This window comes from Massilia antarctica (assembly GCF_015689335.1).
GTDB lineage: Bacteria > Pseudomonadota > Gammaproteobacteria > Burkholderiales > Burkholderiaceae_D > Telluria_A > Telluria_A antarctica.
The window spans coordinates 7,317,895-7,330,942 of the sequence record NZ_CP065053.1; the positions used below are offsets into that span (position 1 = coordinate 7,317,895).

The 13,048-nt window shown below is 63.6% G+C and carries 10 protein-coding genes; 1 reads left to right on the top strand and 9 read right to left on the bottom strand.

Annotated features, from left to right (window positions below):
* Positions 1–76 precede the first annotated feature (76 nt).
* Complete coding sequence (locus tag IV454_RS32160; protein ID WP_206089601.1) at positions 77–2,632, bottom strand: excinuclease ABC subunit UvrA; 2,556 nt, start codon at positions 2,630–2,632, stop codon at positions 77–79.
* 257 nt (positions 2,633–2,889) lie between these two features.
* Here IV454_RS32160 and IV454_RS32165 point away from each other — a divergent pair, with 257 nt between their 5' ends.
* Positions 2,890–3,324, top strand: coding sequence for an EamA family transporter (locus IV454_RS32165; protein ID WP_206089602.1), 435 nt, complete (start codon positions 2,890–2,892; stop codon positions 3,322–3,324).
* Between the two features lie 139 nt (positions 3,325–3,463).
* Here IV454_RS32165 and IV454_RS32170 read toward each other — a convergent pair whose 3' ends face one another.
* The 8 genes from IV454_RS32170 to IV454_RS32205 all read right to left on the bottom strand — a co-directional run bounded on the left by IV454_RS32170 (position 3,464) and on the right by IV454_RS32205 (position 13,031).
* On the bottom strand, positions 3,464–4,615 hold the full coding sequence (locus IV454_RS32170; protein WP_206089603.1) for an OmpA family protein: 1,152 nt from the start codon (positions 4,613–4,615) through the stop codon (positions 3,464–3,466).
* A 22-nt stretch (positions 4,616–4,637) separates the two neighbouring features.
* Complete coding sequence (locus tag IV454_RS32175) at positions 4,638–6,041, bottom strand: ice-binding family protein (RefSeq protein ID WP_206089604.1); 1,404 nt, start codon at positions 6,039–6,041, stop codon at positions 4,638–4,640.
* A 321-nt stretch (positions 6,042–6,362) separates the two neighbouring features.
* Positions 6,363–7,514, bottom strand: a complete 1,152-nt coding sequence (locus IV454_RS32180) for an OmpA family protein (RefSeq protein ID WP_206089605.1) — start codon at positions 7,512–7,514, stop codon at positions 6,363–6,365.
* Between the two features lie 40 nt (positions 7,515–7,554).
* Positions 7,555–8,958 carry an ice-binding family protein gene (locus IV454_RS32185; protein ID WP_206089606.1) on the bottom strand — a complete coding sequence of 468 codons (1,404 nt, stop codon included), beginning with the start codon at positions 8,956–8,958 and terminating at the stop codon, positions 7,555–7,557.
* A 202-nt stretch (positions 8,959–9,160) separates the two neighbouring features.
* Positions 9,161–10,303: an OmpA family protein gene (locus IV454_RS32190; RefSeq protein WP_206089607.1), complete on the bottom strand. Its 1,143-nt coding sequence runs from the start codon at positions 10,301–10,303 to the stop codon at positions 9,161–9,163.
* A gap of 199 nt (positions 10,304–10,502) precedes the next feature.
* Positions 10,503–11,006: an acyl-CoA thioesterase gene (locus tag IV454_RS32195; RefSeq protein ID WP_206089608.1), complete on the bottom strand. Its 504-nt coding sequence runs from the start codon at positions 11,004–11,006 to the stop codon at positions 10,503–10,505.
* Between the two features lie 72 nt (positions 11,007–11,078).
* On the bottom strand, positions 11,079–12,020 hold the full coding sequence (locus tag IV454_RS32200) for a LysR family transcriptional regulator (RefSeq protein WP_206092935.1): 942 nt from the start codon (positions 12,018–12,020) through the stop codon (positions 11,079–11,081).
* Positions 12,021–12,077: 57 nt separating this feature from the next.
* Positions 12,078–13,031 (bottom strand): glycoside hydrolase family 43 protein, encoded by a 954-nt coding sequence (locus IV454_RS32205; RefSeq protein ID WP_206089609.1) that lies wholly within the window; start codon positions 13,029–13,031, stop codon positions 12,078–12,080.
* Positions 13,032–13,048: the final 17 nt, after the last annotated feature.

Genomic DNA, 13,048 nt, shown 5'->3' on the forward strand with positions numbered 1-13,048 from the left:
GGCCGCCTCGAGCCCTTGTCCCCGTCACACTGACGCTCCCTCGCTTTCGCCTTCCGCCTGTGTTTCCAGGCATGCATCAGCTTTTCACCGCCAGGAATTTACTGAGATAAGGCGCGGTGCGGCTGCGTTTTTCGCGCGCCAGCGCAGCCGGCGGCCCCGAAAACACCACCTTGCCGCCCGCCTCTCCCGCGCCCGGACCGATGTCGATCACCCAGTCGCTGGCGGCCACCACCCGCATATTGTGTTCGACCGCGATGACGCTGTTCCCCGCTTCGACCAGGCGTTCGAGCTGCACCAGCAGCTTGTCGACGTCGGACGGGTGCAAGCCGGTCGTGGGCTCGTCGAGTACGTACAACATGCTGCCGCGCGCGGCCCGCTGCAGTTCCGTGGCCAGCTTGATGCGCTGCGCTTCCCCGCCCGACAGCTCGGTGGCCGGCTGCCCGAGGCGCAGGTAACCCAGGCCGACGTCGCGCAGCACTTCCAGCGAACGCGCCACCGGCGCTTCCTCCGCAAAGAACGCGGCGGCGGCATCGACCGTCATCGCCAGCACCTCGGCGATATTCTTGTCCTGATAGCTCACCTCCAGGGTCTTGGCGTTGTAGCGCGCGCCGTTGCAGGTCGGGCACGGCGCGTACACGCTGGGCAGGAACAGCAGTTCGACCATCACCTGCCCCTCGCCTTCGCAATGCCCGCAGCGGCCCTTGGCCACGTTGAACGAGAAGCGGCCGGCGTCGTAGCGCCGGGCGCGCGCGGTGTTGGTGGCGGCGAACAGCTTGCGCACATGGTCGAACAGGCCGGTGTAGGTGGCCAGGTTGGAACGCGGGGTGCGCCCGATCGGCTTCTGGTCGACCCGCACCAGGCGCAAGATGCGCTCCATGCCCGATGCGATGCGCCCCTCGGTCGGCATGACTTCTTCGTGTTCCGGCTCATCGGCGTCGTCGGCCTGCGCCATCTGCGGCTGGCCGAGCGCGGCGCCCACCAGGTCCACCAGCACCTGGCTGACCAGGGTCGATTTGCCGGAGCCGGACACGCCGGTCACGCTGGCCAGCACGCCGAGCGGCAGGTCGATGTCGAGCCGGTCGAGGTTATTGCGGGTGACGCCTTCGAGGCGCAGCCATGCCGCTGGCCGGCGCGGCGCGCGCGGCGTCGGCGGCTCGGCCGCGAACAGATAGCGGCGCGTGTGCGACGCCTCGACCTGGCGCAGGCCATCGGGCGGGCCGCTGTACAGCACATGGCCGCCCTGCTCGCCGGCTTCGGGGCCGACATCGACGATCCAGTCGGCGTGGCCGATCACGTCGAGCGCATGTTCGACCACGAACAGTGAATTGCCGGCCGCCTTGAGCTGGGCCAGCGCGGTGAGCAAGGCTTCGGTATCGGCCGGATGCAGGCCGGCGGACGGCTCGTCGAGCACATACACCACGCCGAACAGGTTCGAACGCACCTGGGTCGCCAGGCGCAGGCGCTGCAGTTCGCCCGGGGACAGGGTCGGCGTGCTGCGTTCCAGCGACAGGTAGCCCAGGCCCAGCGCCAGCAGCACGTCCAGGCGCGCGGCCAGGTCGTCGGCGATGCGGCGCGTGACGATGGCTTTTTCAGGATGCAGTGCCGCCGCCCTGGCATTTTTCGGCGCGCTGCCATCGGCGAAGGGCCGCAGCAAGCTTGACAGGCGGTCGAGCGGCAGGCGCGACATGTCGGCGATGTCCATGCCTGCGAACGTGACCGAGAGCGACTCCTGGCGCAGGCGCTTGCCGCGGCACAGCGGGCATTCGGCGCTGACCATGTAGCGCGCCACGCGCTTTTTCATCGATGCGCTTTCGGTGCTGGCGAAGGTGTGCAGCACGTAGCGGCGCGCGCCGGTGAAGGTGCCCTGGTAGCTCGGCGTTTCCTTGCGCCCCAGCGCCGCGCGCACTTCGGCCGGCGTCAAGCCGGCGTACACCGGCACAGTCGGCTGCTCGTCGGTGAACAGGATCCAGTCGCGCACTTTTTTGGGCAGGTCGCGCCACGGCGTATCCACATCGTGGCCGAGCGTGACGAGGATATCGCGCAGGTTCTGGCCGTGCCAGGCGGTGGGCCAGGCGGCGACGGCGCGTTCGCGGATGGTCAGGCTGTCGTCCGGGACCATCGACTGTTCGTTGGCCTGATACACGCGGCCCAGGCCATGGCACTCGGGGCACGCCCCTTGCGGCGTATTCGGCGAAAACGATTCGGCGTACAGGAGCGGCTGGTGCGCCGGATAGTCGCCGGCGCGCGAGTACAGCATGCGCAGGGAATTGGACAAGGTGCTCACGCTCCCGACCGAGGAGCGGGTGGTGGGCGAGCCGCGCTGCTGCTGCAGGGCGACAGCGGGCGGCAAGCCGTCGATATCGTCCACTTCCGGCACCGGCATCTGATGGAACAGGCGGCGCGCATAGGGCGACACCGATTCCAGATAGCGCCGCTGCGCCTCGGCGTACAGGGTACCGAAAGCGAGCGAGGACTTGCCCGAGCCGGACACGCCGGTGAACACGACCAGGGCGTCGCGCGGAATGTCGACATCGACGTTCTTGAGATTATGCTCGCGCGCGCCGCGCACCTGGACGAAGCCGGGCCGCGCCAGCGCGGCGGCGACGGTAGCGCCATTGGTTTTCTTGCGCATGTTAGATTGTCGGTGGGAAGCGAGCCCTCATTACACTCCAGCGCGCCGGCGCTTACCGTACGCTGCCACACGAACACGGCGCTGACGTCGATGTGCTCGTACGACCAGCCTGCATTATGCTGGTCGATATTGGCATCGACGCCCATGCGGTCCGCTACACTCGTCTCCAGTCCCGTTTGAAAAAGATGACCGTGTGGCGCTCAAGGCACGCCATCCCCGCAACCGTCAGTTTCACCACACCGATAAAGGCAAGCGCCATGGCAACAGCGCATCACTGGTTCTATTGGGCGATTCTCTCCGCCGTATTTGCGGCATTGACCGCCATTTTCGCCAAGATCGGCATCCAGAATGTCGATTCCGATCTCGCCACCCTGATCCGGACGGCGTTCATCATGGTCCTCCTGGCGGCCTTCGTTGTGTACACCGGCAAGTGGTCCAATCCGCTGGCGCTGACCTCGACCACCTGGTTATTCCTTGGATTGTCGGGCTTGGCCACGGGAGCGTCCTGGGTATGCTATTTCCGGGCACTCAAGATGGGCGAGGCCTCCAAGGTCGCACCCGTTGACAAGCTCAGCCTGGTGCTGGTGGCCGTGTTCGCCTTCGCATTTCTGGGCGAACGGCCCAGCCTGCGCGAGTGGTCGGGCATCGCCATGGTGGCTGGCGGCGTACTGGTGCTGGCCAGCAAGCGCTAGGCGCTGAGCCGGCCGATGCGCTGAGGCGGTCCGGGGATGCTTCGCCGACCCAGTCGCCGCTGCGGGCAAGCTTGCACGGTTGAGGCAAAAAAAACGCCGGGCATCGAGCCCGGCGCTTCTGGTTCAGCTTTGCCAACGATTACTTGGCGCCGCTGCGGGTACCGACCACTTCCACCGTCACGCGGCGGTTTTTGGCGCGGCCTTGCGCCGTTTTGTTGTCGGCTACCGGCTGGGTTTCGCCCTTGCCTTCGGTGTAGACGCGCGCGGCATCGACACCCTTCGACACCAGGTAAGCCTTGACCGAAGCGGCACGGCGCAAGGACAGCTTCTGGTTGTACGCGGCGCGGCCGATCGAGTCGGTGTGGCCGACCGTGATCATGACGTCGGCATCCATGCCTTGCAGCTTGGCCAGCAAGCCGTCGAGCGACGCCTTGCCGGCCGGGCGCAGTACGGCGCTGTCGAAGGCAAACACGGCTTCAGCCGAGAAAGTCGATTTCTCCGATACCGGATTCATCGGCTTGACTGGCTCGGCCGCTGGCTGGGCCGCTTCCGGCGCCACGGTCGGCACGACCGGCATCGGCGCCGGCTCGACCGGTGCCGGGGCGGCCTTGGCGGCCGGACGGCCAATCTTGTAGACCAGGCCCACCGAGAACAGGTCGACATCGCCGCGGTTACCCACGGCATCGTTGACCCGGTAACGCTCGACTTCGCCACGCAGGGCCAGCGCTTCGCTGAACTTGTATTCCAGGCCGAGACCGGCCTTGGCGTTGAGCTTGCGCTCGCTCGGACTTGGATTGGTCACCGCGAACAGGCGGTTCCCATCGAAGCGCGTGGTCGCCTTGGCATAGTTCATGCCGGCGCGGCCAAATACCGAGAAACGCTGCGAGAGCGGCACCTGCGCCACCAGGTCCAGATTGGCGCCCCGGAAACCGGCTTCGCCGTTGAGCGTGCCGTTCTGGGTGGTGGTCGACTTGAAGCTGAACTTGCCCAAGTCGAAAAAGCCGGCCTCGACCGCGAAGTACTGGTTCAGCTGCTTGCCGACATACAGCTTGTAGCCGACATCTTTCTCATCCGCAGTGAACGAGTTCAGGCCGGCGCCATTGGCGGTCAGGCTGCGGATCAGGCGCACGTCGTCGATATTGGCGCGCGAGCGGCCGATGTTGCCGCCCACGTACCAGGCGCTGTTTGCCCACTCCGGGTTGATGAAGACGTCGTCCGCTGCTACTGCCTGCCCCGCGATCAGGGCGCAACCGATGGCGCCCATGAGGCCCGCTTTTTTAGTCAAGGTCATTGTTCTCTCTCAGAAATTTTTCTTATTTGGCGATCTTGTTGTTGCGCAAGGTTACAGCCTTGCCACTCAACAAACGACCGTTCAACACAGTCGCGCCGTCGCCGACGGTGATATCTTCGCTCCGGCTCAGGACGGTACCCTGGAACGCGCTGTTGGCACCCAGGGTGGTCGCTCCGACCGGCACCCAGAACAGATTGTCGAGGCTGGCACCGTTGGTCAGGACAATGCTGGAGTTGGCGGCCGTGTTCAAGCTCGACATGGTGCGGAAGATGTAGGTGCCGTTGCCGCTCAGGGTCAGCTTGCCGGTCAGGCTGATCGCGCCGGAATAGCAGTACACGCCAGGCTGGAGCACCAGACCGCCGAGGTCGATGCCGGCGTCCGACAGGATGGCGCAAGGACGGTTGTTGGCATTGGTGACGGCCACTTGCAGATCTTCGTACGGACCGCTCAGCTCGAAACCGGACTTGACGTTGCGGAAGCCAATGGGCTGGGGCGGCTCGACGTTTTGCACGGGCGCACCGACGTCGCCGGTCACCAAGGTGGTGCCGCCAGCATTGTTGGTGATGGTGGTCACTGCCAGCACAGCGAATTCGCGTGCGCGGCCAAGGCCGATGCCGCCGTTAAGCGGGACCTCAATGACGGGCGTCACTGGCGGGTTGGTTACTGGCGGCACTACTGGTGGCACGACCGGTGGAACAACTGGTGGCACGACTGGCGGAACGACTGGCGGAACAACCGGCGGGTCGACGATCACGGCCGGGGTGACGGTCAGCGCGCCGGTGGCGCTCTTGTCGCCCGAGCTGGCGGTGATCACGGTATTGCCAACGGCCACCCCGGTAGCGCTGCCCGATGCGGCAACGGTAGCGATGGCGGTGCTGCCCGAGGTCCAGTTCACCTTATTCGTGACGACGGCGGTCGAGCTGTCGGAATACGTGGCGATGGCGGTGAACTGCTGGCTGGCGCCGACGCGCACGCTGGCGGCGGCCGGGGTGACCGACAGGCCGGTCAGGCTGACGACCACCGGCGGGTTGACCGGTACCGGTGCGTTGACCACCAGGGTGGCGGCGCCGGTTTTGGCGCCGAAGGCGGCGGTGATGGCGGCGCTGCCCGGCGTCAGGCCGGTGGCCAGGCCGCCGGCAGGGGTCACGCGGGCGATGGTTGGCGAAGCCGAGGCCCATACCGACACGTCAGTCACGTTGCGCGAGGTACCGTCGGCGTAGCTGGCGGTCGCCACGAATTGCTGGCTGGCGCCGGTCAGTACGGTGGCCGTTGGCGGGGTGACCGTGACGCTGACCAGTTGCGCGGCCGGCAAGCCGAGAATCGGATCGCGGCCATGGTCGCCGCTGCCGCCACAGGCTGCCAGCAGGGACACGGCCAGCAAGCCGCTCGCGCATAGCAGGGTTGTTGCATATTTTTTAATGTTCATTGAAGCATCCTTGGGAATGAAAATTTCTCGCCGTTACGAGATAGATTCGACACTATTCTCTCACGCACAAAGCTCTTCTGTGCGCCATCGAACATAACGGCTTAAAGATTGGCAACATTGTACTAAAACACAACGGGAAAGTCTCGCCAGGCCGATTCACTGCCCGCTTCGGGCCAAAATCGGCAGGCATCGCTTTCCGCGCTTGCGCGTGAGGTATGGTTGTTGCCGCTGATGTAATGGGGTCTGACCCCGGTTCAGCAACTGTTGCTGTCGATGCAATGGGGTCTGACCCCGGTTGAGCAACAGTTGCTGGCGGAGCTATTACTTGTTGACGGTACGGGTGCCGACCACTTCCACCGTCACGCGGCGGTTCTTGGCGCGCCCTTCGGCCGTCTTGTTGTCGGCAACCGGCTGCGATTCGCCCTTGCCTTCCGTGTACACGCGCGACGCCTCGACACCTTTCGAGACGATGTAGGCCTTGACCGCTTCGGCACGGCGCATCGACAGTTTCTGGTTGTAGGCATCGGAACCGACCGAATCGGTATGGCCGACCGTGACCATCACTTCGGTATTCATGCCTTGCAGCTTGGCCAGCAACTCGTCGAGCGCGGCCTTGCCTTGCGGCTTGACCACCGATTTATCGAAGTCGAACAGCGCTTCGGCGGCAAACGAGACTTTTTCCGATACGGCGACCGGGGCGGCCGGGGCGGGCGCTGGCGCGGCGGGGGCCGGTGCCGGAGCGGCCGCTACCGGCGCCGGGGCCGGCATCGGCGCGACCGGCGCTGGCCGGCTTGCTGCGGGACGGCCCAGCTTGTAGACCAGGCTCAGGGACGCCAAATCGACATCGCCGCGATTGCCGACGGCATCGTTGACCCGGTAGCGCTCAACTTCGCCGCGCAGGGCCAGCGCTTCGCTGAATTTGTATTCCAGGCCCAGCCCGGCCTTGGCATTGAGCTTGCGCTCGGTCGGGTTGGGATTGGTCACCGCAAACAGGCGGTTGCCGCGGAAGTGCGTGCTGGCCTTGGCGTAATTCATGCCGAGCCGGCCGAGCACCGAAAAGCGGTCGGACAGCGGCACTTGCGCGACCAGATCCATGTTGACGCCACGGAAGCCCGCTTCGCCGATCAGCCGCCCATTCTGGGACGTGCTCGCATCGAAGCCGAATTTGCCCAGATCGAAATAGCCGGCTTCCACCGCGAAGTAGCGGTTCAACTGCTTGCCGACGAACAGTTTGTAAGCCAGCTCGCGCTCGTCGACCTTGAAGGAGTTCAGCACGGCGCCATTGGCGGTCAGGCTGCGCGTGAGGCGTTCGTTGTCGATATTGGCGCGCGATTGGCCGATCCCGGCACCGATATACCAAGCGCTGTTGGCCCACTCCGGGTTGACGAAGGGCTCGTCCGCCCGTGCCGCCTGGCTTGCCAGAAGGGCGCAGCCGATGACGCTCAGGGCGCCGATATGTTTTGCTATTGTCATGATGTGCTTTCGAAAAATGGAAGGTCGGCCGGGGGGCGGATTATTTGCTGATCTGGTTATTGCGCAGGGTGACCGCGGCGCCGCTCAGTACACGGCCGTTTAACAGGCTCGTGTTGTCGCCGACGGTGATGGCGGCGGACTGGGCGAGGATAGCTCCCTTGAAGACGCCGTTCGCACCCAGGGTGGTCGGGCCGGCCGGAATCCAGTACAGGCTGCTGTCCGAAGCGCCGCCGGTCAGCGCCACGATGGCATTGGCCGTGCTGTTGAGGGTCGAGGCGGTGCGGAAGATATACACGCCAGGACCGTTGAGCGTGAGCGTGCCGGTGATGCTGATGGCGCCGGCATAGCAGTACACACCAGGCGTGAGCACCAGACCGCCGAGGTCGACACCGGAAGCGGAACTTACGGTACAGGTTTGGCTGTTCGCGCTGGTCACGGCAACTTGCAAGTCAGCCAGTGCGCCCGCCAGGATCGCGCCGGAGCTGTAGTTCGCATAGCCGGCGGACTGGGTTGGCGCGGTGGTTTGCGATGGCGCACCGACGTCGCCAGTCACCAGGGTGGTACCGCCGGAATTGTTGGTAATCGAGGTACCCGCGAGCACGGCAAAGCTGGCGGCGCGGCCCAGGCTGATATTGGTAGCCGGTGGCACGACTGGCGGCACGACCGGTGGCACGACTGGCGGCACGACCGGTGGAACGACTGGCGGCACGACTGGTGGCACGACCGGTGGAACAACAGGTGGCACGACTGGCGGTACGACCGGCGGTACGACTGGCACGGCGGTGACCGTCAGGATGGCGTTGGCGGTTTTGCCGCCGCCGCTGGCGCTGATCGTCGTGGTGCCGGCCGCGACGCCGGAAGCCATGCCGGATTGCGCGATCGTGCCGCTGGCGTTGGTGGCCGAGTTCCAGGTCACCGCGTTGGTGATGATGGCGGTCGAGTTATCCGAGTAGGTGCCGATGGCAATGAATTGCTGGGTCGATCCCACCTGGATGGAGGCCGTCGCCGGCGTCACCGCGATGGACGACAAGGTGACCACGGGCGGCGGCGGCGGCAAGGGCGTCGTCACCGCCAGGGTGGCGGCGCCGGACTTGCTGGAAAACGAGGCGGTGATGACCGAGCTGCCGGCAGACAGGCCGGTGGCCAGGCCGGTGGCGGGGGTGACGCTGGCAATGCCGGGCGACCCGGACAGCCAGGCCGAGGCCGACGTGACGTCGCGCGAGCTACCATCGGCGTAGGTGGCGGTGGCGGTGAACTGGCGCGTTTCAGCGGTCAGCGCGGTGGCGTTGGCTGGCGTGACGGCGACGCTGACCAGGGCGGCGGCCGGCTGGCCAAGAATCGGGTCGCGCCCCTTGTCCCCGCCGCCGCCGCACGCGGCGAGAAGGGCGACGGCGAGCAATCCGGCGGCGCAAATGAGCGCCCTCGCGTGCATAGTGATTTTCATTGTTGTTCCTTGGGTGTGAGCATGTAGCTGGAAAGCAGCGACGTCACTCACTATTGCCGTTTACTACGCCCCCCTCCGTTCGCCACCGTACATAGCGTTTTAATAGCGGAAATATTCATTACCGCGGCAACACACTCAGCAGTAAACGTAAAAAAAGCCGCCGGCCCTTGCGGGCACGGCGGCTTTTCAGTGCAGCGGAAGATTACTTGGTGGTGGTACGGGTACCGACCACTTCAACCGTCACGCGACGGTTTTTAGCGCGGCCTTCTGCCGTTTTGTTGTCAGCGACTGGCTGGGACTCGCCCTTGCCTTCGGTGTACACGCGCGATGCTTCCACGCCTTTCGACACGATGTAGGCTTTCACAGCTTCAGCGCGGCGCAGCGACAGTTTCTGGTTGTAAGCGTCCGAACCGACCGAGTCGGTGTGGCCAACGGTAACCATGACTTCGGTGTTCATGCCTTGCAGCTTGTTCAGCAGATCGTCCAGAGCGGCTTTGCCTTCTGGCTTGACAACCGATTTGTCGAAGTCGAACAGGGCTTCAGCAGCGAACGATACTTTTTCCGACACTGGCACTGGGGCCGGTGCTGGTGCCGGCATTGGTGCCGGTGCTGGTGCTGGCGTGGCTTCCGGCATTGGCGCTGGCGCCGGTGCTGGCATTGGTGCCGATGCTGCTGGACGGCCCAGTTTGTAAACCAGGTTCATCGAGTACAGGCGCACGTTGCCGTTGTTGCGCAGCGCATCGTCGACGCGATAGTTTTCAGCTTCGGCGCGCAGTGCCAGCGCTTCGGTGAATTTGTATTCCAGGCCAACGCCGACTTTCGGGTTCAGCTTCTTCTCGCTGTGCTCGCCGGCGAACATGCCGACAGCGCGGTTACCGGAGAATTGGGTTTTTGCCTTGGTGTAATGCATACCGGCACGGCCGTAGACCGAGAAACGCTCGCCCATCGGAATTTGGCCGATCAGGTCCAGGTTCACGCCCTTGTATTTCTGTTCAGCATTGACGACACCGCCGAAGTTGTTGGTGGTTTTCAGGGTGAAGTTACCCAGATCAAAGAAACCGGCTTCGATAGCGAAGTAACGGCTCAGTTGCTTACCGACGAACAATTTGTAACCCATGTCTTTTTCGTCAGCGTTCCACGAATTGACAAAACCGCCCTGAGCGTTCAGGTTGCGGATCACTGGAGCCGCCTTGGTATAGCTGCGCGACTGGCCGATACCGGCGCCGATGTAGGTGGCGTGGTTTGCCCACTCTGGATTCACGAACTGGTCTTGTGCCGATGCTTGTCCTGCCAGCATGGCGATGCCGATTGCGCTCAGAGTACCGATTTTCTTAGTCAGGGTCATGTTGTATTCTCTCGTTTATGTGTTGGGGCAGACTGGGCCTGCCCGTTGGTTTATCGCTGATTAGGTCATCGCTAATGCGTTTGTGCTTAGCTCGGTATCCACTATTCCTTATTCACAACAGTGCTTCGGTTCGGTAGCGAACATAACTGTTTTGAAATTGAAAAGTTTTCACCAAAAAACCACAACTGTGGTGTTTTGGTCACACCGGCGGGGCAGCTTCGGTGGCCTGCAGCTCGTCTTCTTGCTCTTTACGCAAGGCCGCCATATTGATGGCGTACTGCTCGAAGCGCTTGTCATCCTCATCGACCGGGGTCCAGGTCGGCACCGTGACGGTGTCCCCGGCGTTGTCGACCGCCACGAACACGATCAGGCAGCGCGTGGTGCGCTTGCGCGCGCCCGTCTTCGGTTCCGTGGCCGAGACATCGATGGCGATGTGCATGCTGGAGTTGCCTGTGTGGACAACCATCGCCTTCACTTCCACGATCTGGCCGATGAAGATGGGCTTATAGAAGCGGATGCCGCCGATATACACAGTGACGCAGTAATAACCGCTCCAGCCGACCGCGCAGGCGTAGCCGGCCTGGTCGATCCATTTCATCACGGCGCCGCCGTGCACCTTGCCGCCGAAATTGACATCGGTCGGCTCGGCCAGGAAACGCAGGGTGATCTCGCGCGGTCGCACTACGGTGGTGTCTTTACTCATTGCATGGGTTCCCAATATTGACGATGCATCTCCCGCGCAGGCGGGAGCCCGAATTTCTAGCCGGCCAGCGGTTCATGCCATTTCCAGCGCCGTGTCGCGCACCGCCTGCAACAGCAGTTCCGCGCCCGGCGAGAGCAAATGGTCTTTCTGGCGGATGATACCGAAGGCATCCATCTTGCACGGCAATTCGATCGGCAAGATGCTCAGTACATTGAGCGAGGCGTAATACTGCGCCACGTCGACCGGCATCACGTGCAGCGAATCGGTCTGCTGCAGCAGCGCTGTGATCAGGAGCAGCGCCGTGGTGTCGACCACGTTCACCGGAATATCGAGCCCGGCGCGGCGGAACATCATGTCGAAGCGGTGGCGCAGAATGCTGCCGTGCGGCGGCAGGATCCAGGGCTGGTCGGCGATGTGCTTCAACTCCAGCTTGGGGACCTCCATCAGCGGATGGCCCACGCGCACCACCGCGCAAGCGGGCTCTTCGTTCAATTCTTCGTAGATCAGGCCGGCGGAATTTTCTTTTTCCAGAATGCGTCCGATCATGAAGTCGAGCGTGCCGTGCTGCAGTTTGTCGAGCAGGATATTGCTCGCTTCCACGTGCGCGCCAATCCGCAGCATGGGCGCATGCTGCTTGATGCGGGAAATAGCACGCGGCAGCAGCGCCATGGCGGGTGTCATGATCACCCCCACCTCCACCTGCCCCGCCAGCCCGGCCTTGAGGGCCAGGATATCGTCGTGCGCCAGGGCCAGGCTGGTCAGCGCCATGCGGGCGTGGCGCACCATGGTTTCGCCGAACATGGTCGGCTCCATGCCGCGCGGCAAACGTTCGAACAGCTTGACGTCGAGCATCTCTTCCAGATCCTTGATCTGTTTGGACGCCGCCGGCTGGGTCATGTGCAGCGCTTCGGCGGCGCGGTGGATGTTGCGGTGATCGTCGAGCGCGATCAGCAGCAGCAGTTGGCGCGTTTTCAGGCGCGCCTTTAAAAACCAGTTGGGGTTGAGTGTCTCCATCATGGAATCATACCCCTAATAAGTATCGGTACGCGGGGCAACATACCGATCCGGATATCATTGACAGCCGGGAGACGGGTTGGCGGCCGGGCCGGCGGCTGTCTGCGGCACGAACCGGATGCTGCCACCTGCGTTGTAATACAACTCTTCCACCGCCACCGAACGCCGGAATTCTCCGCCACCGGGCAATTTGGCGTTGTGATAGAACACGTAGGACTTTCCGTTGAACTTGATAATCGCCTGGTGGATGGTGTTGACATTCTCGTTCTTCTCCATGATCACGCCTCTGAAGGTCCACGGTCCGGCCGGGCTGGCGCTGGTGGCGTAGACCATCTCTTCCGGGAAGGACCGCGAATAGGACAGGTAATACGTGGCGCCGCGCTTGTGCACGTAAGGCGCCTCGGTGAAGCCCTCGATCGCATGGCTCATGATTGGCCCGTCCAGCTCGGTCATGTTTCTCTTCAGCTTGGCGTATTTGAGCACGGTGTTGCCCCAGTACAGCCAAGCCTGGCCATCGGTATCGATGAACACGGCTGGATCGATGTCATCCCAAAAAATGTCGGTCTGCTTGGTCATGTCGTTGCTCACCAAGGCGCTGCCGCGCGCGTCGACGAACGGCCCGGTCGGGCTGTCGGACACGGCCACGCCGATGGCCTTGCCGGGAATGGTCTTGTGGTCGACCGTCGAATAGAAATAGTATTTTCCGTTGCGCTTGGTGATGTCGCCCGCCCAGGCATCGCGCCCGGCCCACTTGAAGGTCGAAAACTTCAGCGGCGAGCCGTGGTCTTTCCAGGTTTTCATGTCGCACGAGGAATATACGCGCCATTCGTTCATCACGAAATTCTTGCCGTCCGGTTTAGCTTCGTCATGGCCGACGTACAAATAGACGCGGCCCTTGTCGACCAGCGCCGCCGGATCGGCCGTGAAAACATTGCTGACGATGGGGTTGGCCGCCGAGGCAACTCCCGTGGCGATGCCCAGCGCGAGTGCGCCCAGTGCGTATTTGATCATGCTTGTCTCCCGTTGTT

Excerpts from the sequence above, each read along its gene's own strand:
- IV454_RS32170 (WP_206089603.1), bottom strand. The coding sequence starts at position 4,615 with ATGACCTTGACTAAAAAAGCGGGCCTCATGGGCGCCATCGGTTGCGCC.
- IV454_RS32165 (WP_206089602.1), top strand. The coding sequence starts at position 2,890 with ATGGCAACAGCGCATCACTGGTTCTATTGGGCGATTCTCTCCGCCGTA.
- IV454_RS32175 (WP_206089604.1), bottom strand. The coding sequence starts at position 6,041 with ATGAACATTAAAAAATATGCAACAACCCTGCTATGCGCGAGCGGCTTG.
- IV454_RS32195 (WP_206089608.1), bottom strand. The coding sequence starts at position 11,006 with ATGAGTAAAGACACCACCGTAGTGCGACCGCGCGAGATCACCCTGCGT.
- IV454_RS32190 (WP_206089607.1), bottom strand. The coding sequence starts at position 10,303 with ATGACCCTGACTAAGAAAATCGGTACTCTGAGCGCAATCGGCATCGCC.
- IV454_RS32160 (WP_206089601.1), bottom strand. The coding sequence starts at position 2,632 with ATGCGCAAGAAAACCAATGGCGCTACCGTCGCCGCCGCGCTGGCGCGG.
- IV454_RS32205 (WP_206089609.1), bottom strand. The coding sequence starts at position 13,031 with ATGATCAAATACGCACTGGGCGCACTCGCGCTGGGCATCGCCACGGGA.
- IV454_RS32185 (WP_206089606.1), bottom strand. The coding sequence starts at position 8,958 with ATGAAAATCACTATGCACGCGAGGGCGCTCATTTGCGCCGCCGGATTG.
- IV454_RS32180 (WP_206089605.1), bottom strand. The coding sequence starts at position 7,514 with ATGACAATAGCAAAACATATCGGCGCCCTGAGCGTCATCGGCTGCGCC.
- IV454_RS32200 (WP_206092935.1), bottom strand. The coding sequence starts at position 12,020 with ATGGAGACACTCAACCCCAACTGGTTTTTAAAGGCGCGCCTGAAAACG.